The sequence below is a fragment of the Catellatospora vulcania genome (assembly GCF_009720385.1).
GTDB classification, from domain to species: domain Bacteria; phylum Actinomycetota; class Actinomycetes; order Mycobacteriales; family Micromonosporaceae; genus Catellatospora; species Catellatospora vulcania.
Genome location: NZ_ML769301.1, coordinates 548,924 through 574,610, shown reverse-complemented (window position 1 = coordinate 574,610; position 25,687 = coordinate 548,924). Strand labels below are relative to the sequence as shown.

General features: G+C 72.1%; 26 protein-coding genes. 7 read left to right on the top strand and 19 right to left on the bottom strand.

All coding sequences use genetic code 11. The annotated features are described in order from the left end of the window. Window positions 1-3: 3 nt before the first annotated feature. The 4 genes from F6W97_RS02525 to F6W97_RS02510 form a co-directional block, all read right to left on the bottom strand. Window positions 4-411 carry an arsenate reductase ArsC gene (locus tag F6W97_RS02525; protein ID WP_155368445.1) on the bottom strand — a complete coding sequence of 136 codons (408 nt, stop codon included), beginning with the start codon at window positions 409-411 and terminating at the stop codon, window positions 4-6. Next, the gene (locus F6W97_RS02520; protein ID WP_155368444.1) at window positions 408-1,157 is read right to left on the bottom strand and encodes an aquaporin; all 750 of its coding nucleotides are present in this window, start codon (window positions 1,155-1,157) and stop codon (window positions 408-410) included. Before F6W97_RS02520 ends, F6W97_RS02525 begins: the two co-directional genes overlap by 4 nt. Beyond that, complete coding sequence (locus tag F6W97_RS02515; protein ID WP_155368443.1) at window positions 1,157-1,474, bottom strand: ArsR/SmtB family transcription factor; 318 nt, start codon at window positions 1,472-1,474, stop codon at window positions 1,157-1,159. Before F6W97_RS02515 ends, F6W97_RS02520 begins: the two co-directional genes overlap by 1 nt. A gap of 92 nt (window positions 1,475-1,566) precedes the next feature. Then, entirely contained in the window at window positions 1,567-1,920 is a 354-nt protein-coding gene (locus F6W97_RS02510) for an ArsR/SmtB family transcription factor (protein ID WP_155368442.1), read from the bottom strand. Window positions 1,921-2,009: 89 nt separating this feature from the next. Between F6W97_RS02510 and F6W97_RS02505 the strand changes: the two genes are divergently transcribed. The 4 genes from F6W97_RS02505 to F6W97_RS02490 all read left to right on the top strand — a co-directional run bounded on the left by F6W97_RS02505 (window position 2,010) and on the right by F6W97_RS02490 (window position 5,581). After that, the gene (locus F6W97_RS02505; protein WP_155368441.1) at window positions 2,010-2,357 is read left to right on the top strand and encodes an ArsR/SmtB family transcription factor; all 348 of its coding nucleotides are present in this window, start codon (window positions 2,010-2,012) and stop codon (window positions 2,355-2,357) included. Between the two features lie 11 nt (window positions 2,358-2,368). Continuing rightward, entirely contained in the window at window positions 2,369-2,854 is a 486-nt protein-coding gene (locus F6W97_RS02500) for a GNAT family N-acetyltransferase (RefSeq protein ID WP_155368440.1), read from the top strand. Between the two features lie 82 nt (window positions 2,855-2,936). Further along, a complete protein-coding gene (locus F6W97_RS02495) occupies window positions 2,937-4,334 on the top strand; it encodes an FAD-dependent oxidoreductase (RefSeq protein ID WP_155368804.1) in 1,398 nt (465 codons plus the stop codon). Then, a complete protein-coding gene (locus tag F6W97_RS02490; protein WP_155368439.1) occupies window positions 4,334-5,581 on the top strand; it encodes an MFS transporter in 1,248 nt (415 codons plus the stop codon). The genes F6W97_RS02495 and F6W97_RS02490 overlap by 1 nt, the downstream gene beginning before the upstream one ends. Window positions 5,582-5,833: 252 nt before the next feature. Here the strand turns inward: F6W97_RS02490 and F6W97_RS02485 are convergent, their stop codons facing one another. Genes F6W97_RS02485 through F6W97_RS02475 form a run of 3 tightly spaced genes read right to left on the bottom strand, consistent with a single transcriptional unit; the run spans window position 5,834 to window position 8,653 of the window. Continuing rightward, window positions 5,834-6,556: an NADPH-dependent F420 reductase gene (locus tag F6W97_RS02485; protein WP_155368438.1), complete on the bottom strand. Its 723-nt coding sequence runs from the start codon at window positions 6,554-6,556 to the stop codon at window positions 5,834-5,836. 26 nt (window positions 6,557-6,582) lie between these two features. Then, the gene (locus F6W97_RS02480; RefSeq protein WP_155368437.1) at window positions 6,583-7,611 is read right to left on the bottom strand and encodes an LLM class flavin-dependent oxidoreductase; all 1,029 of its coding nucleotides are present in this window, start codon (window positions 7,609-7,611) and stop codon (window positions 6,583-6,585) included. Beyond that, a complete protein-coding gene (locus F6W97_RS02475; RefSeq protein ID WP_155368436.1) occupies window positions 7,604-8,653 on the bottom strand; it encodes an LLM class flavin-dependent oxidoreductase in 1,050 nt (349 codons plus the stop codon). Before F6W97_RS02475 ends, F6W97_RS02480 begins: the two co-directional genes overlap by 8 nt. 89 nt (window positions 8,654-8,742) lie before the next feature. On the opposite strand from F6W97_RS02475, the gene F6W97_RS02470 reads away from it, so the two are divergent. Beyond that, window positions 8,743-9,264, top strand: a complete 522-nt coding sequence (locus F6W97_RS02470; RefSeq protein ID WP_155368435.1) for a MarR family winged helix-turn-helix transcriptional regulator — start codon at window positions 8,743-8,745, stop codon at window positions 9,262-9,264. Window positions 9,265-9,311: 47 nt separating this feature from the next. Here F6W97_RS02470 and F6W97_RS02465 read toward each other — a convergent pair whose 3' ends face one another. The 3 genes from F6W97_RS02465 to F6W97_RS02455 form a co-directional block, all read right to left on the bottom strand. Further along, window positions 9,312-9,707 carry a DUF948 domain-containing protein gene (locus F6W97_RS02465; protein ID WP_155368434.1) on the bottom strand — a complete coding sequence of 132 codons (396 nt, stop codon included), beginning with the start codon at window positions 9,705-9,707 and terminating at the stop codon, window positions 9,312-9,314. Window positions 9,708-9,713: 6 nt separating this feature from the next. Then, the gene (locus F6W97_RS02460; RefSeq protein WP_155368433.1) at window positions 9,714-10,076 is read right to left on the bottom strand and encodes a hypothetical protein; all 363 of its coding nucleotides are present in this window, start codon (window positions 10,074-10,076) and stop codon (window positions 9,714-9,716) included. A 70-nt stretch (window positions 10,077-10,146) separates the two neighbouring features. Further along, window positions 10,147-12,636, bottom strand: a complete 2,490-nt coding sequence (locus F6W97_RS02455; RefSeq protein ID WP_196278942.1) for an MMPL family transporter — start codon at window positions 12,634-12,636, stop codon at window positions 10,147-10,149. Window positions 12,637-12,847: 211 nt separating this feature from the next. Between F6W97_RS02455 and F6W97_RS02450 the strand changes: the two genes are divergently transcribed. After that, the gene (locus F6W97_RS02450; RefSeq protein ID WP_155368431.1) at window positions 12,848-13,843 is read left to right on the top strand and encodes a YihY/virulence factor BrkB family protein; all 996 of its coding nucleotides are present in this window, start codon (window positions 12,848-12,850) and stop codon (window positions 13,841-13,843) included. A gap of 20 nt (window positions 13,844-13,863) precedes the next feature. On the opposite strand, the gene F6W97_RS02445 is transcribed toward F6W97_RS02450, so the two are convergent. From F6W97_RS02445 to F6W97_RS02430, 4 genes are all read right to left on the bottom strand, one after another. Next, on the bottom strand, window positions 13,864-15,390 hold the full coding sequence (locus F6W97_RS02445; protein WP_155368430.1) for a serine/threonine-protein kinase: 1,527 nt from the start codon (window positions 15,388-15,390) through the stop codon (window positions 13,864-13,866). Window positions 15,391-15,518: 128 nt separating this feature from the next. Then, a complete protein-coding gene (locus F6W97_RS02440) occupies window positions 15,519-15,788 on the bottom strand; it encodes a GlsB/YeaQ/YmgE family stress response membrane protein (RefSeq protein WP_155368429.1) in 270 nt (89 codons plus the stop codon). 85 nt (window positions 15,789-15,873) lie between these two features. After that, window positions 15,874-16,059 carry a hypothetical protein gene (locus F6W97_RS02435; RefSeq protein ID WP_155368428.1) on the bottom strand — a complete coding sequence of 62 codons (186 nt, stop codon included), beginning with the start codon at window positions 16,057-16,059 and terminating at the stop codon, window positions 15,874-15,876. Window positions 16,060-16,148: 89 nt separating this feature from the next. Next, window positions 16,149-16,649: an RICIN domain-containing protein gene (locus F6W97_RS02430; protein ID WP_155368427.1), complete on the bottom strand. Its 501-nt coding sequence runs from the start codon at window positions 16,647-16,649 to the stop codon at window positions 16,149-16,151. 289 nt (window positions 16,650-16,938) lie between these two features. On the opposite strand from F6W97_RS02430, the gene F6W97_RS02425 reads away from it, so the two are divergent. Beyond that, on the top strand, window positions 16,939-18,036 hold the full coding sequence (locus F6W97_RS02425) for a LacI family DNA-binding transcriptional regulator (protein ID WP_155368426.1): 1,098 nt from the start codon (window positions 16,939-16,941) through the stop codon (window positions 18,034-18,036). Window positions 18,037-18,114: 78 nt separating this feature from the next. On the opposite strand, the gene F6W97_RS02420 is transcribed toward F6W97_RS02425, so the two are convergent. The 5 genes from F6W97_RS02420 to F6W97_RS02400 all read right to left on the bottom strand — a co-directional run bounded on the left by F6W97_RS02420 (window position 18,115) and on the right by F6W97_RS02400 (window position 25,644). After that, window positions 18,115-19,512 carry a family 43 glycosylhydrolase gene (locus F6W97_RS02420; protein WP_230686344.1) on the bottom strand — a complete coding sequence of 466 codons (1,398 nt, stop codon included), beginning with the start codon at window positions 19,510-19,512 and terminating at the stop codon, window positions 18,115-18,117. Window positions 19,513-19,574: 62 nt separating this feature from the next. Beyond that, a complete protein-coding gene (locus F6W97_RS02415) occupies window positions 19,575-21,023 on the bottom strand; it encodes a glycoside hydrolase family 43 protein (protein ID WP_155368424.1) in 1,449 nt (482 codons plus the stop codon). 272 nt (window positions 21,024-21,295) lie between these two features. Continuing rightward, a complete protein-coding gene (locus tag F6W97_RS02410) occupies window positions 21,296-21,748 on the bottom strand; it encodes an Rv0361 family membrane protein (RefSeq protein ID WP_155368423.1) in 453 nt (150 codons plus the stop codon). 59 nt (window positions 21,749-21,807) lie between these two features. Further along, window positions 21,808-22,731 (bottom strand): ion transporter, encoded by a 924-nt coding sequence (locus tag F6W97_RS02405; protein WP_155368422.1) that lies wholly within the window; start codon window positions 22,729-22,731, stop codon window positions 21,808-21,810. A gap of 123 nt (window positions 22,732-22,854) precedes the next feature. Beyond that, window positions 22,855-25,644: a helix-turn-helix transcriptional regulator gene (locus F6W97_RS02400; RefSeq protein ID WP_196278941.1), complete on the bottom strand. Its 2,790-nt coding sequence runs from the start codon at window positions 25,642-25,644 to the stop codon at window positions 22,855-22,857. Window positions 25,645-25,687: the final 43 nt, after the last annotated feature.

Here is a 25,687-nt window from a genome sequence, read left to right as displayed (position 1 = left end):
CGCTCAGTTGCCGCGGAGGTCGTCCAGCAGCGCCTGGACCCGGTCGCGGATCTCGTCGCGGATCGGGCGTACGGCGTCGATGCCCTGCCCGGCGGGGTCGTCGAGCTTCCAGTCCTCGTGGCGCTGGCCGGGGAAGTACGGGCAGACGTCACCGCAGCCCATCGTGACGACCACGGAGGAGGCCTCGGCGTCGGCATGGGTGAGGATCTTCGGGGTCTGTCCGGTGATGTCGATGCCGACCTCACGCATGGCCTCGACGGCGACGGGGTTGATCTGGTCGGCGGGCGCGGACCCGGCGGAGCGGACCTCGACGGCGTCGCCGGCCAGGTGTCGCAGCCAGCCCGCGGCCATCTGGGACCGGCCGGCGTTGTGCACGCACACGAACAGCACGCTGGGCTTGGTGGCGGTCATCGCAGTCCTCCTGAGGTGAGTCGTCCGATCGGTGCGTCTCGGACACGAAGGGGCGTGCCCGAGACCGCGGTCGCCCTCACGTACAGCGCCGCGACCAGCCCCATGCCGGCCAGCGCACCGACGATCTGGGCGGCGACGAATGCTGGAACCGAGGCCGGCGCGATGCCCGCGAAGGAGTCGGTGAACGCCCGGCCGATGGTGACAGCGGGGTTGGCGAAGCTGGTGGAGCTGGTGAACCAGTACGCCGCACCGATGTAGGCCCCGACGGCGGGCGCCGCGAGCGCGGCGCGGCCGGTGCGGGCCAACGCGAACACGAGCAGCAGCAGACCTGCCGTCGCGACGACCTCCCCCAGCCACAGACTCGGCTGGTCACGCGTGGTTGCCGAGAAGCCCTGACCGACCTCGAACATGGCGTTGGCCAGGGTCGACCCGGCGACCGCGCCGAGGATCTGGGCCGCGACGTAGGGGCCGACCGCCCTGCCGGGCAGGCCTGCCGAGTCGTGTCTGTCCGACCACCACGCCGCTACGGTCACCACCGGATTGAAGTGCGCGCCGGACACCGGGCCGAACATCAGGATCAGGACTGCGAGTGCGAACACCGTCGCCGTCGAGTTCTCGAGCAGCTGCAGGCCGACGTCGTTCGGTGACAGCCGGGTGGCCGTGATGCCCGAGCCGACGACGGCGGTGACCAGCAGCATGGTGCCGAGGAACTCGGCGAGCAGGCGCCGGGGCAGGGTGGCGGGCATCAGCACTCCCGGCGGTTGTCGGCGGTCGCCCGCGCGCGTGCGGCGAGTTCGCTCAGGTGCGCGGCTGCGGCGTCGAGGGCTTCGGCGTTGAGGTGGTAGTAGGTGTAGCGGCCGTACGGTTCGGCCTTGACCACCCCTGCGTGCCTTAGGGCGCGCAGATGGTTCGACACGTTCGGCTGCGTCAGGCCGAGGTCCTCGACCAGATGACAGGTGCAGGCGGGGCCTGCGGCGAGGGCGTCGACGATGGCGGCGCGGACGGGGTCGGCCAGCAGCCGAACCACCTCCGCCGGCGCATCACCGGAGACTGATATCACCACGCGGTAATCAAACAGTCCCCCGGTCAGCCACGCAACTTCGCGATCATGAACATTGGGTGACGCGGTCGCGCCCGGCGGCCCGCGGCGAGGCTTCAGCCCGCCGGGGCGATGTCCAGGACGGCGGACAGGGCGGCCATGCGCGGGCGGTTGGCCCGGTACCAGACCCAGGTGCCGCGCCGGTCGGACTCGACGAGGCCCGCTTCGCGCAGCACCTTCAGGTGGTGCGAGATCGTGGGCCCGGTCAGGTCGAAGGCGGGGGTCAGATCGCAGACGCAGGCCTCTCCCCCGTCGGCGGAGGCGATCATCGACAGCAGCTGCAGGCGCACGGGGTCGCCGAGGGCCTTGAACGCGGCTGCGAGGTCGGCGGCGGCCTCGGCGGGCACGGTGGCAGCGGCCAGGGGGGCGCAGCACACCTCGGGTTCGAGCACGGTCAGCTGCTTCGACATGCCCCTAGGTTGACAGGTTTCGAAGCAGACGGCAACGCCGGTTGCCTCGGCTCACCTCGCCGTTTATCATCGCCTATCGGCGATAAACGATGATGTTGGAGGATGAGGTGGAGGAGCTGCTCGACCGCGAGGTAGCCCAGCGGTACGCATCCTGGTTTCGCGCGCTGGCCGACCCGACCCGGGTGCAGATCGCGGAACTGCTGGCCCGCAAACGCGAGCAGATGAGCGTCGGGCAGATCACGACAGCGGTGGGTCTGGCGCAGTCGACGATCTCCCAGCATTTGAAGATCCTCGCCGAGGTGCGCTTCGTGCTGGTCGAGGCGTCGGGCAGCGCGAATCTGTACCGGATCAACGAGAACTGCCTGAGTTGCTTCCCGACCGCCGCCGACGTGGTGATGGGCCGGCCGGTCGCCGCGCCGGGAGAGACCCCGTGCTGAGCATCCGGCCCATGACCGCCGCCGACGCGGACGCGGTGCTGGCGATCTACCAGCAGGGCATCGACACCGGCAACGCCACCTTCGACACCACCGCCCCCACCTGGACGGCGTTCGACGCCGGCCGGCTGGCCGAACACCGCCTGGTCGCCTGCGACGAAGCCGGGCAGGTGCTCGGCTGGGTGGCGGTGAGCCGGGTCTCCGCGCGACCGGCGTACGCGGGAGTGGTCGAGCACAGCGTCTACATCCACCCCGCGGCCCGGGGGCGAGGCGTCGGGCTCGCCCTCATGCAGGCATTGATCACCTCGACCGAGGCGGCCGGCATCTGGACGATCCAGTCCGGGATCTTTCCCGAGAACACCGCCAGCCTGGCCCTGCACCGGGCGGTCGGATTCCGCGAGGTCGGCGTCCGCGAGCGGCCGGGATGCCTGCACGGGCAGTGGCGGGACGTGGTCGCAATCGAGCGGCGCAGCACGGTGGCGGGCACCGCATCAGGCTGAGTTGACAGATTTCTAAGTAGGCGGCACTCTAATCAAGTCGCTTAGAGAAACTTCGAAACAAGGAGCTGTCGCCATGACCGCGATGAGCACGCAGCACAACCTCCCGATCGTGGTGGTGGGCGCCGGCCCGGTCGGCCTGGCCGCCGCCGCGCACCTGGCCGAACGCGGCCTGGACTTCCTGGTCCTGGAGGCCGGCGACGGTCCCGCGGCGGCCATGGCGAGCTGGGGGCACGTGCGGGTGTTCAGCCCCTGGCGGTTCAACCTCGACCACGCCGCCCGCCGCCTGCTGGAGGCCGACGGCTGGATCGCGCCGGACCTGGCGGAGCTGCCGCTGGGCGCGCAGCTCGTGACCGAATACCTCGAGCCGCTGACCAAGCTGCCTGCGCTCGCCGGACGGGTCCGCTACGGCGCGAAGGTGGTGGCGATCAGCCGTGACGGCCTCGACCGGGTCCGCACCACCGGCCGCGAGAGCGCCCCGTTCCTGATCCGCCTCGCCACCGGCGAGGAACTCACCGCACGAGCGGTGATCGACGCCTCCGGCACCTGGCCCACCCCCAACGTGCTGGGCGGCTCCGGCCTGCCCGCGCACGGCGAGCCCGAGGCCGCAGCATTCATCGAGACCGCGCTGCCCGACGTGCTCGGCGCCGACCGCGAGCGGTTCGCCGGAAAGCACACGCTCGTCGTCGGCGCGGGCCACTCCGCGGCCAACACCCTGCTCGCCCTGGCACAGCTCGCCACCGAGACGCCCGGCACCACGGCGAGCTGGGCGATCCGCACCGGCGCGGCCACCCGCACGTACGGCGGCGGCGACGCCGACGCCCTGCCCGCCCGCGGCGCGCTCGGCACCCGGGTCCGGGCGCTGGTCGAGTCCGGTGCGATCACCCTGCACTCCGGGTTCTCGGTGCGCGCCGTCACGATCGACGACGGACAGGTGACGGTGACCGCCCGCAGTGGCGCGCGCGTGACCGTGGACCGGATCGTGTCGGCCACCGGCTTCCGGCCCGACCACACGATCGCGTCCGAGCTGCGCCTGGACCTCGACCCGATCATGGGCTCGACCCGGGCCCTGGCCCCGCTGATCGACCCGAACCAGCACTCCTGCGGCACCGTGCCACCGCACGGCGTCGACGAGCTGACCCAGCCGGAGGCGAACTACTTCGCGGTCGGCGCGAAGTCCTACGGCCGCGCGCCCACGTTCCTCATGGCCACCGGCTACGAGCAGGTCCGCTCGGTGGTCGCCGCCCTGGCCGGGGACTGGGACGCCGCCCGCGACGTGCAGCTGGAACTGCCCGAGACCGGGGTCTGTTCCTCCTCCGCCGCGCTCGGCGCCGACGACGAGGCCGCGTGCTGCGGCACACCCGAACCCGCCGCCGCCGACGCGCCGCGTGGCCTGTCCACCGGGATCGCCGGCGGGCTGCTGACCCTGCCCGTGGTCCAGGCCGTCACCGTCGGGGCCGAGACCGGTGGATGCTGCGGCTGATGCCCGACGTCACCGTGCCGGCCGCGGCCTCCACCACGGAGGCCGGCGGCCGGCACACTCTGCGGCCGGTGGTGGCCGCGCTCGCCGTCACCCAGACCATCGGGTACGGCGTGCTGTACTACGTCTTCAGCGTCTTCCTCACCCCCATGGCCGCCGACCTGCGCACCTCCCCCGCGGCGGTCACCGGGGCGCTGACCGTCAGCGTGCTGGCCACCGCCGCGGCAGCCGTCCCGATCGGGCGGTGGCTCGACCGCCGCGGCGGCCGAGGCATGATGACCATCGGTTCGGTCCTGGGCACCGGCGCGGTGCTGGCGTGGTCGCAGGTCACCGACGTCAGGCAGCTGTACGCGGTGTTCGCGGTGCTGGGGGTCGCCTCGGCGATGGCCCTCTACGAGGCGGCGTTCGCCGTCATCGTCGCCACGGGCACCGCGTCGCAGCGGGCCGGGGCGCTACTGGCGGTCACCATCGTGGCCGGGTTCGCCAGCACGATCTTCCTGCCCCTGGCCGCCGGGCTGCAGGAGCACCACGGGTGGCGGAACGCGCTGGTCGTCCTCGCGCTTGGCTACGGCCTGATCGCGGTGCCGCTGCACGCCCTGGCGGTCCCGGCGCGGCCGCGCCGGCATCGGGTCGCCGCCGCCGTCGACCACACCGCGCGGCGGGCCGCTGTCCGCGGCGCACTGCGCCACCGCGGGTTCTGGCTGCTGACCGCCGCGTTCGTCGTGCACGGCAGCGCCGTCGCCGTCGTGTCCGTACACCTGATCAGCTGTCTCATCAGCCTCGGCCACCCGGCCGCGTTCGCCGCCACCGCCGCCGGGCTGCTCGGGGTCATGTCCGTCACCGGCCGGATCGTCACCACCGGGCTGGCCCGCCGCCACTCCACGGCCGCCGTCACCGCCGCCGTGTTCGCCATCCAGGCGGCGGCCGCCGCGGCGCTGCCCGTGCTCGGCCACACCCGCCTCGGCGCGATCTGCTGTGTCGTGCTGTTCGGCACCGGCTTCGGCGTCGGCACCATCGCCCGGCCTGCACTGCTGGCCGGGCGGTACGGCACCACCGGCTACGCCACCATCGCCTCCGCCGTGACCCTGCCGATGACGCTCGCGAAGGCCTGCACACCCCTGGCGGCTGCCGCGCTGTACCTCGCCGCCGGCACGTACACCCCGGTCCTGGCCGTGGTCAGCGCCGCCTGCGCCGTCGCCGGGGTATGCCTCGCGCTGGCCGCCGCCCCGCCGGCCGGCCCCCTCCCGTGACTCCCGCGCGCTAGCGCTTCGTCACGGCGTCGAGCTCGCCGAACAGCTCTTGGGGAACCGCGCTGGCGAATCGTTGCGCCAGGGCGACCCAGTGGTCACGGCCGCAGGCCCACGCAGCGGCGATGGCACCGTCGACAGCCTCCGGCCCGGCCCCGGTAACGGCGCAGGCGGAGCTGCTCGGCCACCTCACCGGCTGACCTTGGTCGCACCGTCACGATCCTGGCTGCCTGATTTCAGGTCGCGCATGCCGCTTCAGGCCGCTTCGACGGCGTCCGCGTCGGTGACGAGCTGCCCGCGCGCCCTGGCCACGGCCGTTCCGCGCTCCGATTCTGGGAAGCGGTCGAGGCGGGCCCGGACCTCGGCGGCGTCGACGTCGGCGCCGAAGAGTTCGGTGCCCGGTTCGAAACGTACGCCCTCGGCCAGTGGCCCGGCGAAGACCGGGTCGAAGCCGAGGGCGTCGACCAGCGCGGCGACCGCGGCCACGTCGGCGGGGTCGTCGCCGGCGATCGCGACGGCCGTGCGCCCGACCACCCCTGCGGGACGGGCCTGCTCCTCGATGTCGTGGTAGCCGACGTGGTTGAACGCCTTCACGACCCGGGCTCCGGACAGGTACGCCTGGACGGTCTCGCTGGAGGACGTACGCGGGTCGGTGAGGTCGTCGCGGACGCCGTCGATCTCCCACCAGTAGTTCATGGCGTCGACGACGAGCTTGCCGCGCAGCGTGTCCGGCGCGAGGCTGCGGTACTTGCCCAGCGGCAGCGCCAGCACGACGATGTCGGCGCGGGCCGCGGCGTCGCGGGCCGTGGTGGCTGCCGCGCCGGGGACGAGCACCTCGACGGTGAGCGCGATCTTCGCCGGGTCGCCGGAGCCGGCGATCAGCACCCGGTATCCGGCGGCCAGGGCAAGCCGGCCGAGGACGGTGCCGAGCTTGCCCGCGCCGAGGATGCCGATGGTCTGCCGGGCGGTGTCGGTCATGGCGGTTCCGTTCTGTGTAGGCGGGATCAGGCGAGCAGGTCGCGGACCATGGGGATCACCTTTGCGCCGTACAGCTCGACCGCGCGCAGGCGGGCGCTCACCGGTTGGGCTCCCGCGGTGTAGATGAGGTCGAACCGGCCGACGCCGAGCGCGCCGACCGTACGGGCGATCTTGCGGGCGACGGTCTCCGGGGAGCCGATGTAGAGGGACCCGTGCTCGACCTCGGCGTCGAACTCGGCGCGGCGGATCGGCGGCCAGCCCCGCAGGGCGCCGATCCGGTCGCGGATGACCCGGTAGTGCGGCCAGAAGACCTCCTTGGCCTGCTCGTCGGTGTCGGCGACGAAACCGGGCGAGTGCATGCCGACCGGGTGCGCGGTGGTGCCGAGCTGCTCGGCTGCCCGCCGGTAGAGGTCGAGGTAGGGCGCGAAGCGGGCCGGCTGCCCGCCGATGATCGCGAGCATGAGCGGCAGCCCGTGGCGCGCGGTGCGCACGACCGACTGCGGCGATCCGCCGACGCCGACCCAGGTGGAAAGGCGTCCCGACGCGGTCTTCGGGAACACGTCGGCGTTGCGCAGCGGGGCGCGCACGGTGCCGCTCCAGGTCACCGGCTGCTCGTCGAGCAGCTTCACGAAGAGGTCGAGCTTCTCCTCGAACAGCACGTCGTAGTCGGCCAGGTCGTAGCCGAACAGCGGGAACGACTCGGTGAACGAGCCGCGCCCGAGGATCACCTCGGCGCGGCCGTGCGACAGCGCGTCGACGGTGGCGAAGCGCTGGAACACCCGAACCGGGTCGTCGGAGCTGAGCACGGTCACCCCGGAGGCGAGCCGGATGCGCGAGGTGCGGGTCGCGATCCCGGCCAGCACGGTCTCGGGGGTCGACACCGAGTACTCCGGCCGGTGGTGCTCGCCGACGGCGAGGGCGTCGACGCCGAGGTCGTCGGCGAGCACGGCCTCGTCGACGACCTGCCGGATCGCGGCGGCGTACGAGATCGGGCGGCCCTGGTCGTCGTCGGGCACGTCGCCGAAGGTGTCGAGGCCGAACACGAGATCAGACATGGGTGGGCTCCTTCGTGAGCAGTTCCCGCACCCGCGGGGCGACCTCGCGGCCGAACAGCTCGATGCTGCGGGCGCGGGCCTGCCGGGGCAGGAACATGACGTCGTACTTGAGGTCGAACCGGCTGAGCCGCAGGTCGCGTGCCATCGTCGCGATCTTCTGCGCGACGGTCTCGGGTGAGCCGACGAACAGCGCGCCGCCGTCGATCTCGGCCTCGTAGCGTTCGCGGGTCGGCTTGTAGAAGCCGCGTTCCCGGGCCAGCTGCGCGACCACCGGCTGCCAGTACCGCCACCAGGTCTGCTGGGCCTCGGTGTCGGTGTCGGCGATCAGGCCGAGCGAGTGCTGCCCGATCGGCAGCGGGGCGTGTCCGAATTGGTCGAGCGCACGCTGGTAGAGCTGCACGTTGCCGGCGAACCGCTGGGGCCGGCCGCCGATGATCGCCATCATGAGCGGCAGCCCGTGGCGGGCGGCGCGCAGCACGGAGTTCGGGCTGCCGCCCACGCCGATCCAGGTCGGGATGCCGCCCTCGGGCATGCGCGGGTGCAGGCGCTGTCCGGTCAGCGGGGTGCGGACGGCGCCGGACCAGGTGACCGTGTCCTGGCGCTGGAGCCGCAGGAACAGGTCGAGCTTCTCCTCGAACAGGCGCTCGTAGTCGGCCAGGTCGTAGCCGAACAGCGGGAACGACTCGGTCGCCGAGGCCCGGCCGAGCACGAGCTGGGCGCGGCCGCCGGACACCGCGTCCAGCGTCGAGAACTCGTGGTAGAGCCGCACCGGGTCGTTGGTGCTCAGCACGGTGACCGAGGTGCCCAGGCGGATCCGCTCGGTGGCCCGCGCGATCGCCGCGAGCAGCACGGCTCCCGCGGAGTCGGTGAAGCCGTCGCGGTAGTGCTCGCCCACGCTGAACACGTCGAGCCCGACCGAGTCGGCGAGCTGGGCCTCCTCGACGATCAGCCGCAGCGTCTCGGCGTCGCTCAGCACCCGGTCGCCGTCGGTGGCCAGCTCCCCGAACGTGTTGAGGCCGAGTTCGAAGCTTTCGGTCGTCATGCTCTCCCCCTCCTCCGGCCCCTGCCGCGCGGCTGATTGACATGTCAATTAGTAGCTCGGGTATGATTGACATGTCAATCGGAGGCGGAATGACGCACGACACACCACGGCCGCGCCGGGCACGCAAGCTGCCCACGACCGAGGAACTGCGGATATGGCGCGACTTCATCGAGACCTCTGAAGGTCTGCGGTCCCAGCTGACCGCCCGGCTGCAGAGCGAGTCGTCGCTGTCGTCAGGCGACTACGCGGTGCTGCTCGCGCTCAGCGAGGCCGAGGGACACCGGATGCGCTCGTCCGACCTGGCGGCCCACATCGACTGGGAACGCAGCCGGCTCTCCCATCACCTGGGCCGGATGGAGCGGCGCGACCTGATCCGCCGCGAGGAGTGCGCCGCCGACAGCAGGGGCGCCGACATCGTGCTGACAGCCACCGGCCTGCAGTCGTTCCGGCAGGCGACGGTGCCGCATCTGAGTGCCGTGCGGGAGCTGTTCGTGGCCGCGCTCACCCCTGAGCAGCTCACCGCGGCGGGCGACATCGCGGCCGCGCTCCGGGCCCACCTCGGCAGCGCGGGCAGGCAGCGCGGGGCGGGCGCGCGGGCGAAAGGGATCTGATCGACCGCGTGGCCGGGCCCGGATGCCGGGCCCGGCCATTCACGTCGCTACCGGTGGGACCGGGCGGCGACGGCGCGGCGGATGCCGAACGCCACCGCCGCGGCCTTGCCCAGCGGCGACGCCGACGCCTCGGTCACCGAGTTCGCGACCTTGGCGATGTTCGCCGCGGCGGCCGACAGCGGTCCGGTAACCGCGTCGACCCGGACCAGCTGGAGGTTGACGCCGTCCAGCGTGGTCTGCACCTGCCCGACGGTGGTGTTCACCTCGTCGATGGTGTGGTTGACGTTGTCCAGCAGCGGGCCCGTCTTGGCGGTCACCTCACGGATCATGTCGGTGGTCGCGTCGACGGTGCGCCGCAGGCGCAGGATCGGCACCGCGAGCACGAGCACCAGCATCGCGAAGGCTCCCGAGGCGACCAGCGCCGCGATCTCCGTACCCGACATCGGCGGTTACTTCTTCGACCCGGCCGAGTTGCGGCCGAGCAGCCAGCCGACGAGGAACACCGCGGCGCCGGTGGCCCACGGCGTCGGGTTGCGGCGGATGCTGGCCAGCAGGTCCCGGCCCGCGGTCTCCCACTCGTCGGCGGTGTGCGGGATGCGCTCGTTGACCGCCGACAGGGCCTCGGCGGCCGCGTCCTTGGCCACCACGGCGGTGTGGGTGACGTTGGCCTTGAGCTCGCCGGCGCCGGCCGCCAGGGCGTGTCCGGTGTCGATCGCGGCCTGCTTGGCTTCCGCGGCCTTCTCGGCGACGGCGGCGGAGGCCGTGTTCAGCGCATCCTGTGCGCCGGTGAGGGCGTCGTCCTTGCTTGGCATTGTCATCTCCCCTTCGAGGTGTGGTGTTGGCGGGCCGATACCCGTGCGCCCGCTTCTTATGCAGTGCCGGTCATTCGGTCGAGGTGGCGTGCGCCGCCTTCTCCTGCGGTGGGGGTGCGGTGTCCGGACTCCTGGTCGAGGCGGCGTCCGCCGCCTCCTCCGCCGGTGCGGCGTCCGGACCACCGGGCGAGGTGGCATCCGCCGCCTCGCCCGCCGCACGCGGTGCAGCGTGCGGGCTCCTGGTCGAGGCGGCGTCGGCCGCCTCCTTCTCCTCCTCCGCCTCCTCCTCGGCCGACGGCACGTCGTCCGGACGGCGGAGCGCGTCGGCCCGGCCGAACAGCCGGCGTCCCGGCCATTCGCTGGCCGAGCCCAGGACGGTCAGCAGCGCCGGGGCGAGGATCGACCGCACGATGAACGCGTCGATGAGGATGCCGACCGACAGTGCGAACGCGAGTTCCCGGAACGGTCGCAGCGGCACCATGGCCAGCAGCCCGAAGCTGACGGCGAGGGTGAATGCGGCGATGCGGATCGCACGCGCCGACTGCGGCAGCGTGATGGCGAGCGCCTCGCGCAGCGGCCGTCCCCGGGCCTCCTTCCAGGCCGGGCCGACGCCGAAGATGTTGTAGTCCGACCCGAGCGCGACCAGCAGCACCGCGGCGGCGAAGGGCACGTAGAAGGTGAGCCCGTCGGCCCCCAGCACGTCCTGGAAAAGCCAGGTGGTCAATCCGAGCGTCGCGCCGATGGCGAGCACGCTGCACGCGAGCAGGCCGATCGGAGCCACCAGCGCGCGCAGGAACAGCATGAGGAACAGCAGGTTCGCGGCCAGCGCCGCGAGCGCGATCCGGCCGAGGTCCTGCATGGTCTGGTCGACGATGAGCTGCGCGATGGCGGTGTCGCCGCCGATGCTGGTCCGCACGTCGGTCAGCCCCGCGGATCGCACCAGGCCGGGCATGTCCTGCTGGAGCCGGGACAGGGTCTGCACGGCGCTAGCGCCCAGCGGCTCGTCGGACAGGATCAGCAGGTAGCGCGCCGCGGTGCCGTCGGGGGCGCGGAACAGGTGCAGTTCCTCCGGGATCGCGTCGTCACCCGGGCCGACCACGCCGGCCACCCCGGGTGTCTTGCGCAGCGCCTGCTGCAGTTTGGCCAGCTCCGCCTCGTGCGTGGCCACCCCCGGGCCCTCCAGGAGCAGTTCGGTGGGTGACAGGATGCCCTCGGCGAAGCCGGTCTGGGCCTGGACGGCGGCCTGGCGGGTCGGGTGGTCGGCGGGCAGCGCCTCGACGAACGACACCCCCAGCGCGAGGTCGCGGACGGGCAGCGCGGCCACCACGAGACCGGCTGCGCACAGCAGGAGCACAGGCGCCGCGACCCAGGGCCGGGTCAGCAGGCGCGACCAGCGCCCGCTGCCCACCTCCGGCTCCGCGGTGCTCGGCTCGGCCGACCGCCAGCGGCGGGGCGACCACAGCACCGCGCGCCCCAGGATGGCCAGCAGTGCGGGCACCAGAGTGACCGAAACGACCATGCCGATGAGCACCGCCAGCGCCATGCCCGGCCCGAACGCCCGGAACGCAGCCGATCCGGCGACTATCAGCGCACCGGTGCCGGCCGCGGCGGTGGCCCCGGCGGTGGCGATGATCGGCGTGAACCGGGCGGTCGCGTGCTCCGCCGCCTCCAGCCTGCCCGCGCCCGCGGCGAGCTGGGTGCGCACCGCGGCCAGGTAGAACACGACGTAGTCGGTGACCACGCCGAGCAGCAGCGCCACCAGCAGCGGCTGGGTCTCCTGCGGCACGGGCACGCCCAGCCGTTCGGCCAGCGCGCCGCCGACGTGCAGGGTCAGCAGGATCGCGACCCCGGCCACGCCCAGGGCCAGCAGCGGCGCGATCAGCGAACGGAACGCGATCGCGACGATCAGGAACACCGCCGCGACGGTCACCGCCTCCAGCCAGGGCAGCGTCGACAGGACGAGGTCGCCCTGCTCGACCCGGGCCGGGACCGAGCCGGTCACCCCGACCACGGCGTCGTCGGCGTCGTAGTGCGCGGCCGCGAACTTCTCCGCCGCGGCCAGCTGGGCCGCGAAGCTGACTTCCGGCGGGGTGAACAGCATCGTGATGATGGTCGTGCCGTTCTCCTGCGAGCCCGGCATCAGCTGCAGCGTGTTGGTGACCGGCACGGCCGCGACGATGGGCGCGGCGTCGGGGAACTCGCCCTGGGTGAGGGCGCGGGCGCGCTGCACGGCTTCGGCCTGCACCGACAGCGGCAGGCCGTCCGGTTTGCGCTGCACCACCGAGACCCGGCTCAGCAGCGGGACGCCGAACTTCTCGTACGAGCGGATCTCGCTCTGCACGGCGGCATTGTCGGTGGACACGAGCTGGCCCAGGTCGCTGCCGCCGTGGCCGATGGGCGGCAGGTACACCAGCGACGCCGCCACGGCCGCGATCCAGCCGGCCACGACGACCCAGCGCAGCCAGACCACCGAGATCGCGTAGTACTCCAGCAGCCTGCTCGGGCGCCAGCGGCTGCGCGCCGGCATGTCCTCACCGGACGGTGGGGCCGCGGCGCTCACGGCTGCACCCGCACGGCGGAGACGGGGGCGGGCTGCCTCATACGCATGGTGTTCCTCCTGTGGCGGCGTCTGCCGACCCGCTCCGCGCAGCCACGAGTGGCCGTTCGCGCGGGGCGGTTCGGCAGACGATGGGATTTCGCCAGTCGGGTACCCGGCCGCCCGCCCGGCAAACGGCGGGTTAGCGGCAGCCCGGCCGCGGTATGGCAGGGGCATGACCTCCGACCCCGTGCCGAAGAGCAAAGTGCCCGCTCCCCCACCCGATGCGGGGCCCCGCAGTCCCACCCAGCTCAGCCTGCGGGCCTGGGGCAAGGTGCTGATCCGCACCGCCAAGGAGTTCGACACCGACAGCCTGCAGGTATGGGCGGCCGCCCTGACCTACTACGGCGTGCTGTCGCTTTTCCCCGGCATCCTGGTGCTGGCCGCGGCCGTCGGCCTGTTCGACGACCGGCTCGTCGACGACGTCCTCAACGACGTCACCCCCGTCATGCCGACCGCGGTGCGGGAGGTGTTCACGGCCGCGCTCGACAACGTGCAGGCCAACGACAGCAAGGCGGGCATCGCCGCGATCATCGGGCTGGCCGTCGCCATGTGGTCGGCGTCGGGCTACGTCGACGCGTTCATGCAGGCGTCCAACGCGATCTACGACGTGCCCGAGGGACGGCCGCTGTGGAAGCGGTTGCCGATCAGGCTCGCGGTGACCCTGGCCAGCGGCGCGCTGCTGGTCGCGAGCGTCCTCATCGTCGTGATCAGCGGGCGGCTGGCCGAGGCGCTCGGCGGGGTGCTCGGGCTGTCCGGGCCGGTGGTCACGGCCTGGCAGATCGGCAAGTGGCCGGTGCTGATCGTGCTGATCGCACTGCTGTTCGCGATCCTGTACTGGGCTTCGCCCAACGCGCGGCAGGGCGGCTTCCGGTGGGTCAGCCCCGGCGGGCTGGTCGCCGTGGTGCTGTGGATCGCCGCGTCGGCCGGCTTCGGCTACTACGCGGCGCACTTCGGCTCGTACGCCGAGACCTACGGCAGCCTCGGCGGCGTCATCGTGTTCCTGGTCTGGCTGTGGATCTCCAATCTGGCCATCCTGTTCGGCGCCGAACTGGACGCCGAACTCGAACGCCAGCGTGCCATCGCCGCCGGCCACCCCGCCGACAGTGAGCCCTACCTGCAGGTGCGGGACAGTTCCGCGATCGATCAAGCTGACAAGCAGCAGCTCTGATCCGCTGCGGCGCGGCTGTGCTACGGCTTCGACTTCGGCTTCTTCGGCTTGGGTTTGCCGCCCGGATGCTCCGGCGTTCCGGGCGGCCCAGGCGGCGCCGCGGGGGCGGGCTTCACCACGACCACCGGCGACGGCACCGTGCTGACCACGTTGACCTCGCTCCGGCAGGCGGCGCCGTCGAGCGTGAAGTCCGCCGGAGCTGCGCCCGACGCGCTGCCGTTGCCCGCCAGCTCGATGGTGACCGGGGTGCCCGCGGCGAGGGCTTCGTGTCCGATGACGACGGCCTGCCTGCCGTCCTGGCGGACCGTCACCGGTCCGCCGCCGCCGACATGCCAGCCGTCGTCGACGGTGAAGGCCAGCTGCCACGGCTGCGGCCGGTCACGGGTGGCGCTGACGGTGAGCGACGCGGTGTACGCGGTCCCGGCCGCGCTGACCCGGAACGCGACCTGGCAGGAATCCGTCGGACTCGGTGTCTGGCTCGCCTCGGCCACGTCCGCCCGGCCCGCGTTGACCATCAGCAGGCCCACCAGCCCGGTGGCGGTGATCGCGGCGGCGGACAGTCCCGCGCGCCGCCGTGGCGGCATGCCGCGAACCGAGGCGGCCAGCCGCTCGACCGCACCGGTGGCCGGTTGCGGGTCGCGCCTGGTGAACTCGGCGGGCATGGCCAGCAGGCGGGTGCGCTCCTCCTCTTCCTGCGCCGCCTGGGCCCTACGGGGTTCCGGGTCGCTCCAGCGGCCCAGGCGGGCGGCTATCTCGGCGGCGCTCGGGCGCTCGTCGGGGTTCTTCGACAGGCAGCTCAGGCACAGCTCCATGACCTCGGCAGGCATGCCCGGCACCGGCGGGAGCACCTCCGGCGGGCTGTACACGTGCTGGTGCAACCTGCGCGTAGGGGTGGTGCTGTCCCACGGCAGACGCCCCGCCAGGCAGCGGTACAGGATCATGCCCAGCGAGTACACGTCGCTGGCGGGCGTGACGGCGCCGCGTCCGGTCACGCGTTCCGGTGCGATGTAGTCGACGGTGCCCACCAGTTCGTCGTCCTGGCCGTCGTCGAATCCCGTGAGCACGCAGATGCCGAAGTCGAGCACCTTGACCCCGGCCGAGGTCAGCATGATGTTGGCGGGCGTGACGTCGCGGTGCACGATGCCACGCGCATGGGCGGCGGCCAGGGCGGCGGCGACCTCGGCGGTGACCGACACCGCCGACTGCCAGCCGAGCCCGGACTCGGTGTCGCGCAGCGCCTGCCGCAGCGTGACGCCCTCCACCAGCTCCATGACCAGGTAGGGCTGCTCGTGGCCGTCGACCGGCTGCTGCCCGTAGTCGTAGACGCTGGTGATGCGTGGATGGCTCAGGCCCGCCACGGCGAGCGCCTCGGTGCGCAGCAGCTGAAGGCTGTCCGGCTGGGCCGCCAGTCGCGGGGAGAGCATCTTCACGGCCACCGTCCGGTGGAGGAGCTGGTCGTAGGCGCGCCACACCACGGCCATCCCGCCGGTGCCGATGCGTTCGACCAGGCGGTAGCGCCCACCGAGTACTACGGGTTGATCTGTCACCCGTATCACCTACCCGGGCATTCGCCTGGTTAACGCCGGACGCACCGGCATCGGCCCGGCGACGCCAGAACGCCGCCGGGCCCGGGACGTGTGTCCCGGGCCCGGCTGCGATGCGGTTACTGCCGCGGTCAGACGACCGAGCGGCCGCGCACGCCGGCGATCAGCGCGACGCCCAGCGCGGCGAGGCCGATCTGGAAGACGAGCTCGATCCAGTCGATGCCGTCGGTGACCGCGACGCCGACGGCCTGCGCGATGGCGGTGCCGATGAGCGCGGCGACGATGCCGACGATGATGGTCAGCCAGATCGGCAGGTTCTGCCGGCCCGGGACGACCAGGCGGCCGAGGGCGCCGATGACGAGGCCCACGATGATGGCAGAGATGATTCCGGCGACGGTCATGACCAGATCTCCTTATAAGCGAATAAATATTGCCTTCACTGCCGGTGATGCCCACCCGATTCGGCGGGCAAACCCGGCGGGCCGGTCAGCCTGCCGACTCCCCGGCGAGGCTGGCCGCCGCCTGGATCTGGCGCGCGTTCGTCGCCGCGTCGCACGGCGCCGGTTGGCCGCAGTTGGCGCAGGACTGGTCTTCCACCGACACGGGTCGGTGGGTGCGCAGGAGCTCGTTTGCCGTGCTGACCACGATGCTGTCGGCGTCGAATAGATACACAGGACATCCCTCTGCCATGAGCCGTTGCATGACGACTGTTGCCGAGGGATAGCCGTGCCTGTCGCGTCCTAAACATGGCCGTGCCGCGCTCAGGCCGTGGCCCGGGTCCATTGCTGGTTGTTGCCGGCGCCGCAGGCGTACTGCTGGATGTCGGCGCCGTCGCCGGTGCCGGCGTCCTGGAACTCCCATCTCTGGTTGCCGCCGCCGTTCCAGGCCCACTGCTTGATCTCGGCGTTGTTGGCCGTCGACTGGCTCACCACGTCGACGACCTTGCCGCTGTTGCGGTTCGTCACCCGGTAGCAGGGCGGCGCGACTCCGGTCACCGTGCCCGCGGCCGCGTCGACGGTGATCGACGGATACCAGGTCAGGCTCATCGTGGTGGCACTCGGGAACGCGATCGGCAGCCAGACGTACTGGGAGTCGCCGACCGGCCCGCCCCACGCGCCCGCCCAGCGGTCCCCCAGGTACAGGTAGCTGGTCGTGGCCGTGCCACGGTGACAGGTGCTGCCTGGGCCGGCGCCGGCACGCCGAATGACGCCACGATCGCGGTCACGTCCGCCGCCAGCGACGCCGTGAGCCGTCCGGTCCATCTCATCGCTCGATCCCTTCGCGGAGCGGTGGCGCGGGAGGGCGGTGACACGTCGGTGACATCTTCGCAATCGAGTTCGCCTGTTTTCCCCACAGTTCGGTACCGGTCACTCACAGACGTACAGAAACGAACAGTGGCACGAACTGCAGTCGATGTTTGATGTCCGGTCTGTTACCGTCAGGTCCGCTCGACAAGCCGACGGATGCCTGCGAACAAGGCATGGGTCGGGGCCGCCTTGTCCAGCTCCGACCGGGTGACCGGGCCAGTTATCCGGCGCAGGAGGCGCGCCCATGACGACACAGCGGCTGTTCAGCGTCCAGCGGCAGGAGCTGCTCCTCGATGAGCTGCGCCGGCGCGGGGCGGTGCGGGTGAGCGATCTCGCCCGCGAACTCGCAGTCAGCGAACTCACCATCCGCCGGGACATCGACTCACTGTCGCGGCGCAACCTGGTGACGAAGGTGCACGGCGGCGCGACGCTGCCGACCCCCATCGGCCGGGCGAACCGCCCGCGGCAGGCCCGCGACCTGTTCACCATCGGCATGGTCGTGCCGTCGCTCGACTTCTACTGGCCGCTCATCGTCAGCGGTGCGCGGGCGGCCGCAGCGGCCCTCGGGGTGAACCTGCAGCTGCGCGGGTCGAGCTACGAGCCCGACGAGGACCGCCGCCAGATCAGCCGGCTGATCGAGGCCGGCCAGGTGCAGGGGCTGCTGCTCGCGCCGAGCCTGGAGGGCGAGCGGGCGGCCGAGATGGTCGACTGGATCGGCCACCTGCCCGTGCCGACGATCCTGGTCGAGCGCCAGCCGGACCGGTGGACCTCGACCCCGCGGCAGATCGAGTGCGTACGCAGCGATCACTCGCTGGGCATGGAGATGGCCGTGCACCACCTGCACCAGCACGGGCACCGGCGGATCGCGCTGCTGCTGTCCAAGGGCAGCCCCACCTCGGCGTACCTGCTGCGGGGCTGGCGGGCCGCGTGCGCCGACCTGGGCATCTCCGACGCCATCGTGGTCCGCGAGTCGGTCGCGCTGACCACCCCGGGGCACCGGAAGATAATCAGCAACGTGCTCGCCGAGTGCCACCGGTCCCAGGTCACCGCGCTGATCGTGCACAGCGACCCGGATGCGATCTCGGTCGCGCAGTATTGCGCCGAGAAGGGCGTCGGCATCCCCGACGACCTCGCCATGGTGTCCTATGACGACGAGGTGGCCCATCTCGCCGAGCCCTCGCTGTCCGCGGTCCGCCCCGCGAAGACGCACGTCGGCCGCGTCGCGGTGGAGCTGATGGTGTCGCGGCTGCTCGACGGCGAGCGCCGGCCCTCGCAGCGCGTGCTCATCGCGCCGGAGCTGTTCGTCCGGCAGTCGTCGCTGGGGCGTGGCCGGGTCCGGTGACCGGCGAGGGAGCCGCACCGTTTCGCAGCATGACGGCTGGGCGCGGGAGGTGGCCGCCACCTCCCGCGCCCGGCCGCGTCAGAGGGTCGGCACGACGAGCTGGATGGTGCCGTCGGCGTTGAACCGCATCGGGTCGACGGTCACCTCGCGGTTCATGCCGTCGCCGGCCGGGATCGCGAACCGGTGGTAGGCGATGTACCAGGTGTCACCGCTCGGGGCCTTGACCACGGAGTGGTGGCCGGGGCCCTTGATGCCGAGGCTGAGGTTCTTGGACAGGATCGTGCCGCGGTGCGTCCACGGCCCGAACGGCGAGGTCGCGGTGGCGTACTCGACGTGGTAGTTCTCCGAACGGGTGTCGTCGACCGAGTAGGACAGGTAGTAGACGCCGTTGCGCTTGAACGCGAACGGGGCCTCCCGGAAGTTGGGCAGGCTGAACGTGCGCACCTGCGCGGCGTCGAAGGAGACCATGTCCGCGTTGAGGCGCACGCCGTACGCGTAGCCGTTGCCCCAGTACAGGTAGGCCTCGCCGTCGTCGTCGGTGAAGACGTGCGGGTCGATCATCTGGCCGCTGCGGAACCCGGCGGCCACCAGCGGCCGCCCGAGCGGGTCGGTGAACGGGCCGGTCGGGCTGGTCGACGTCGCGACGCCGATGTTGGTGTCGGCGCAGAAGTAGAAGTAGTAGCGGTTGTTGCGGTAGGCGATCGTCGGGGCCCAGGCCCGGCTGTCGGACCAGCTGATCTGGGGGCCGAGGTCCAGGATCGTGCCGTGGTCGGTCCAGTTGAGCAGGTCGGTGGAGGAGAACGCCTTGAACCGGGCGGAACTCCACCCGGCGTAGCCGTCGGTGGTGGGATAGACGTAGTAGCGGCCGTTGAGGTAGGCGATGTTCGGGTCGCCGTACAGGCCCTTGATGACGGGGCTGCGGCGGCCGGCCGTCCACGGTGTCGTGACCTGGAACGAGCTGTCCGCGGCGAAGGTGCCGGGGTTGGTGGTCGACGGGTCGATCCAGAGTTCCTGATTGCGGTGGCGCAGGTAGCGGCCGGGGAAGTTGGACGATTCCAGGCGCACCGAGCCGGTGGCCGAGCCGTCGCGCACGCAGAAGGTCGCGTCCGCCAGGAACGTGGTGCTGCCGCTGTTGGCCTCCAGCCGTACCCGGTAGTCCCGGTGGCGCAGCCACATGCCGTTGGCCGCCTGGAACGACACGCATCCGGTGCCGCCCGCCAGCCCGGGGGTGACGGTGAAGGTGGCGTCGCTCTTGGCCTGGGCCGAGCTGCTCGCGCTGACCGCCGCGACGCTGCCGAGGTAGTTGCTGTGCCGGATGTAGGAGCCGGGCAGGTTGACCGACTGCAGGGAGCGTGCGCCGGTCGGGATCTCCGCGGCCAGCGCCGGTTCGGCGGCGGCCGCGGTGAGCAGGGACGCGCCGAGGCAGACGACGAGCGCGCGGGAGACCGCCCTGCGGCGGCGGTGGAAGGTGGTCACGGGGCCTCGCTCTCGGGAGCGGGGTGTGCCCCGGACACGGCTGCCCGGGGCACACCCGCGAGTCAGCTGGTGATGAGGCGGAAGGTCGCGTCGGAGCGTTCGGTGGCGGTGCTGATCGGATCCAGCCGCAGCACGTAGTTGTAGTGGCGGAGGTACCGGCTGGTGTTGTTATAGGACTGGAACGACACCGCCGAGGCGTCTGCCAGCCCGGCGACCTGCCGGAACGTGGCGTCCGCGGCGAACTGCGCCGAGCCGTCGCCGCGGACCAGCGCGAAGTCGTAGTTGCTGTGCCGCAGGTAGTAGCCGGGGAAGTTCACCGACTCGAACGACACGTAGCCGGACGCCGCGTTGGCCAGGCCCGGCACGAGCCGCCACTGCGAGTCGGCGAGCGGGCTGACGTTCGGGTCGATGCGCACGTCGAAGTTGGCGTGGCGGACGTACCGGTCGGTGAAGTTGAACGACTGCAGCCGCCGGGCGCTGCCGGTCCCCCACTTGGCGCGCAGCCTGTCGTACTGCGCCTGGGTGATGCCGATGATGGAGCCGTGCCGCTTGTGGCTCGCGCCGAGCGCGTACTCCGACGCCGCGCGGACGCGGTAGGTGCTGGTGGCAGCCAGGTTGGTGGAGGTGAGCGGCAGGTAGCCGCGGCCGGTGGCGTACTGGTCGACCCACAGCCCCCACTCGTTGCGGTTGTTGTACTGGTGCAGGATCGGGCCCTCGACCTGCGCGCCGGTCATGCCGAGGTGGGAGATGTCGCCGAGCCTGGTCCAGCCGGTGAGCAGCTGGTTGCTGCCCTCGATGGAGATCTGGCCGTCGCCGGACGCCCGGATGTAGCGGTAGCCGCCGAGGCTGCCCGGGATCTCGATGATCTGGGTGTCGATGATGCCCTGGCTGCCGGGCCGGTCGATGTAGGGCTGGGCGGCGGTGAAGGTGCGGAAGTCGGTGGTGCGGGAGTACCAGATCCGGGCCTTGTCCACGCCGTTGCGCGGGGAGATGGTCGCCCAGTAGACGAGGTAGTTGCCCGCGGCCGGGTCCCAGATCGCCTCGGGCGCCCAGGCGCAGCCGGCTCCGGCGATGCCGCCGGCGACGTTCACCATCCGCGGCGCGGACCAGGTGACCAGGTCGGTGGACTCCCAGACGACCAGCGAGGTGCTGCCCGCGTGCTGGGCGGCGTCCCAGCCCTTGCCGCTGGCGATGCGCAGGTCGGTCGCGAGCAGGTAGAACCGGTCGCCGGCCGGCGAGCGCACGATACTGGGGTCGCGCACGCCGAGTTCGCCGACGTTGGAGCGCAGCACCGGCTGGGAGTAGTTGAGGTCGGTCCAGTGCAGGCCGTCGGTGCTGGCGGAGAAGTAGATCTGTTCACCGCTGGCGCTCTCGCCGGTGAAGTGGGCCATGAGGTACGCCGCATAGGTCTCGGCGGCGGCCGCGGGCTGCGGCAGCGCGACGAGGCCGAGGGACAGCAGCAGGGTGGCGACGAGTCCGCCGATCCCGAGCCGCCGCGGTCGGTGGGTCATTCGTTCCTCCTCGGAACGTGGGTACGGGCCTGATCCGGACCGCGGCGCACGACGGCATGGCGGCAGACGGCTGTTAACGTTCACACCCGCGCCACAGGCAGCCCTCGCGTCCGACGTGGATCCGGGTTCGATCCTGTTCGAATGCTGGTGCGGGCGCGGTGTTTCCCGTACCTCACGGGGAGGTTAGCTCCGTGTTAAGAGAATGTTAGCGATAACATTCGGAGTGTCAAGACCGTCGATCGTCCCGCCCGAAAGAATTTCGGGCCGCACAGCTACGAGCGCGGGCGCTCGATGCCGGTCTCGTAGCAGATGCGCCAGCCGTCGCTCTCGTCGTACAGGATGTAGTGCCACAGCTGGGTCCGGCCGTCGGCGTAACGCACGTCGGCGTTGACGTAGTAGCTCGTGGGAGCTTCCGTCAGCTCCTCGATCTCCACGTCGGTGATCGCGTAGCTCGCGATGTCGAGATCGACGTGGTAGCGGGTCCACTGGTCGAGCGGGTACTTCTTCTGCTCGCTCGCGCAGACCCAGCGGTAGGCGGCGGGATAGTCGCCGTCGCGGAGCGCGTCGAGATGGGCGGTGGCGGCCTCGCTCATGCCGGCCTTCGTCCGTGGGTCCGCCCACTGCCGGTAGAGCACCCAGGCCGGCGTGCCCACGCACATCAGCAGCACGACGATCACCAGGCCGGTGAACAGCCCGCGTTCCTTCGGCTCCGCGGAGTCGGCCATGGCACCCCTTCGATCGACCTTCGGCTATCGAAGAGTACGGCGGCGCCGCCACCCCGCGGTCAGCGGTCGATCGGGGTGCGCTCCGACCCGGCGGAGGGCCGCACGCGCAGGTCCCGTTCCAGGTCGTCCAGGAGCGCGCGCAGGTCCTCCAGCCGCCGGGTGATCACAATCGGGTCGACGTCGTTGGGCACGGCATCGGGTTCCGGCGCGCTTTCCTGGGGCTGCTCCAGCCGCCGCGCCTCCTCCATCGAGTTGATGATCACGCCGACGAGGATGTTGACCAGCAGGTTCGCGGTGATGAGCACGTAGCTGACGTAGTAGACGAGTGTCCACGGCGACAAGGCCAGGCCCTGCTCGATGAGATCGGGCAGGTTCTCCAGCGACAGCAGCACGAACAGCGTGAGCACCGCCCGGCCGATCGTGCCGTACTGCTCGGGCTGGTGCTCGGCGAAGATCAGCCAACCGCCCATGCCGTAGACGTAGAGCGTGACGACCGCCAGGGCGAGGAAGCCGCCCACGCCTGGCAGGCTGCGCAGCAGCGCGGTGACGATCGTGCGCAGGCCGGGCATGAAGCGCATCAGCCGCACCACCCGCGCGATCCGGACGACCCGCAGGATGGCCGAGTCGCCGTGCAGGCCCGGGACGAAGGCCGCGGCGACCACCACGAGGTCGAAGACGTTCCAGCCGTGCCGGAAGAAGTCCAGCGGACGCCTGCCGTAGCTGAGCAGGCGGACCGCGATCTCGCCGACGAACACCGCCCGGAACAGCCACTCCAGCGCGTTCAGCAAGCCGGACGACCGCAGGCCAGGATAGGTCTCCAGGCCGAGCAGGACGGCATTGGCCGCGATGGCGGCCACGATCGTGATCTCGAACCCGCGGGATGCGGCGACCCTGGCGCACCAGGCCGTGATCCCCGGGGCCGAGGGCAGTGGCGGTTCAGTGGCGGCAGCTGTTTGCGGGCTGCGTACGAGGAGCTGACTCATGCCCCGATCCGGGTCGTCGACCGGCGGGCACACGTCCTACCCGGACCAACGGCCCGGTTGAGCGGCGATGACATGGGCAATACCTTACGGGTCGCCGCTGACCGGCCGCACCTGACACGCCCGCTAGCCGGCGGCCGGCGTGCGGGGTTCCAGGGCGGCCGCGCTGACCGCTATCTCGACCCTTGAGCGCAGGCCGAGCTTGGCCAGGATGCTGGACACGTGTGACTGGACGGTGCGCGGCGACAGGAACATCTGGGCCGCGATGTCGGGGTTGGACCTGCCCTCGGCGACGGCGAGGGCGACCTTGTGCTCGGTGTCGCTCAGGGCGGCCCAGCCGTGCCGAGGACGCCCGCGCGGGCCGCGTACGCCCTGCCGGATCCCGGCCTGGCGGCCGCGGGCGCGGGCCCGGTCGATGTCGCGCGCGGCCTCCAGGCCGGTGTAGAGCGCCACCGCGCCCGCCAGTTCGTCCCGGGCCGGCTGCAGGCGGCCGTTGCCGGCCAGGACGACGGCCGCGTGCTCCCGGGCGTAACCCTCGTGCAGCGGCCAGCCGGCCTGCGCGAACGACGCCGCTGCGGCCAGCAGCCGCACCGGGTCGTCGTGCTGCAGCCCGCGGCACAGCCCGACCGTGCCGTCGAGACTCGCGCTTGGTTGCCCTGCCAGCAGGTCGGCGGTGGTGTCGGCGAGGTGCTGCAGGCGTCCGGCGTCACCGGCCGCGTAGGCGAGCCGGGCCAGGTCCGCGCACATCCGGTAGCCGATACAGCGCGGACTGAACGTCGGCGGCTGCTCCCACAGCGGATACAGGATGTCCAGAGCCGCGCCGGGACCGGCGTCGCCCTCCTCCGCCATGGCATAGGCCCAGCGCAGCGGGGCCGTGAACCGCGTACCCAACGGGGTGGAGATGGCCTGATCGGCCAACTCGGCATCGATGGTGCGGGTCTGCCCGCGGTGCAGGGCGACCATCGAGGCGAGTCCGCGCAGCGCCGGCGCCTGGCGCAGCGGGTCGGGGCTGTCCAGGCCGGTGCGGATCTCGGCCAGCGCGTCGTCCCAGCGGCCGCGCAGGAACAGCACGTTGGCGCGCAGCAGTTGCGTGGTGGTGAGATAGACCCCGCCCGTGTCGCGGTGGCGTCGTGCGGCGGCGTCCAGGGCGCGGTCCAATTCGGCCGGACGGTCCAGCGCGAACAGGCACATCGCCCGCATGACCAGCGGATCCAGGATCAGCGCCCCAACGGCATGGTCGAGCACGCCCATCGCCTCGACGTTGAGGTCCAGCGCCTCCTGCACCCGGTTCTGGGTGAAGCGCAGCGCGGCGAGCGTGTTCTTGCCGTACGCCTGCGCGATGACGTCGCCGGTAGCCAGGCCTGCCCGCAGTGCCTCACCGGCCAGGCGGTCGCCGGCCTCGAACTCGCCGATCAGGAGCCGGCACACGCCGGCGAAGCCCAGCAGACGGCCCGGATGCGCCGGCGCCAGCCGCGCCGCGTCCTCGGCCGCCGCCGCGGCCTGCTGCAGCCGCCCCTGGCGGAAGTAGCCGTCCATACGCAGTTCGAGCAGTTGGGTGCGGGTGGTCGACGACTGGTATGCGGCGAGCTGCTCGTGCAGCAGCCGCTCGGCTTCGTCGGCCTGGCCGGCCCACAGCAGGGCCCGGATCAGCGCGATGTTCAGCCTGGTCGCCGTCGTGTCGTCGGCTCCGCCGGCCACGGCGGCGCGCAGCAGGGTCACGGCCAGGTCCGGAGCGCGCACAGTCAGCTGCGGTGCCGCGTCCAGGAGCCACTGCACGTGCTCGACGTGGTCGGCCTGGGCGAGGTGTTCGGCGATCTGCTCGACGTCGCCGCCGCGGTCCATCAGCACCTGGGCTGCCCGCAGGTGCAGCACCCCGCGCACCGACGACGGGGTCTGCCCGGCGAGCCCCTGCCGGATCAGCTCGTGGCGGAACTGCAGCCCCGCCGCGGACTCGACGAGCAGCCCCGCACCGGTCGCCGCGGCGAACACCTCGGCCAGCTCCAGCACGGGCACGTCGAGCACGGCGGCCAGCAGGGGCAGGTCGACGGAGCCGCCGAGCGCCGCGGCCCGGTGCAGGACGGCCTGCGTCGGCGGCGGCAGCGGTCCGAGCCGCGACATGATCATCGTTTGCAGTGACTCCGCCGGCGGCGTGTCGTGGTCGGTCTCGGCCCGGCCCTGCTCGATCCGCAGCGCCCCGTCGCGTGCCAGCCCGGCCACCAGTTCCGTCAGGTAGAGCGGATGGCCCTCGGCGGCAGCGGCCAGCTGCGCCAGCTGCGGTCCGGCGGGCGCGCCGACCGCGGCCTCGACCAGCTGGGCCGCGCCCTGCGGGTCCAGCGGCGGCAGGGTCATCCGCTGCGCGCCCTTGGCGGTCATGCTGCGCACCAGCGCGCTCATCGCCTCACCGCGCGGTTCCGGGGTGGCGGCGAGCACGACCAGCAGCGGGTACTGCGCGATGCCGCGGCAGAGCCGGTGCATGACCACAATGCTCTGCGGGTCGGCCCACTGCACGTCGTCGACGATCACCGCGACCGGCCCGGCGGCGCACCACTCGTCGACCAGATCCAGCATCGCCTCGGTGACGACGAAGTCATGCCCGGCGGCACCGGGCTGCCGGTCCGCGCCCTCGCCCCGCAGCAGCGCCGCCACCCGGGCCCGGTTCGGCTCGCCGCCGGTGGTCAGCACGTCCAGGCAGGCGCCCGCCACCGCGAACGGCAGGTCCTGTTCCAGCTGCTCGCCCGCCGCCCGCAGCACCCGCACGCCGAGCCGGCCGCAGTACTCCACGACCGCGTCCAGCAGCGCGGACTTGCCGATGCCCGCCTCGCCCTCGAGCAGGATCGCCGAGCCCCGGCCGGCCGCGGCCTCGTCCGCGGCCGCCCGCAGCGACTGCACCTGCGGCTCACGGCCGAACAGCGTCATCGGCATACCCCACTTCACCATGCGAGCACGGCCCGTGGGCGGG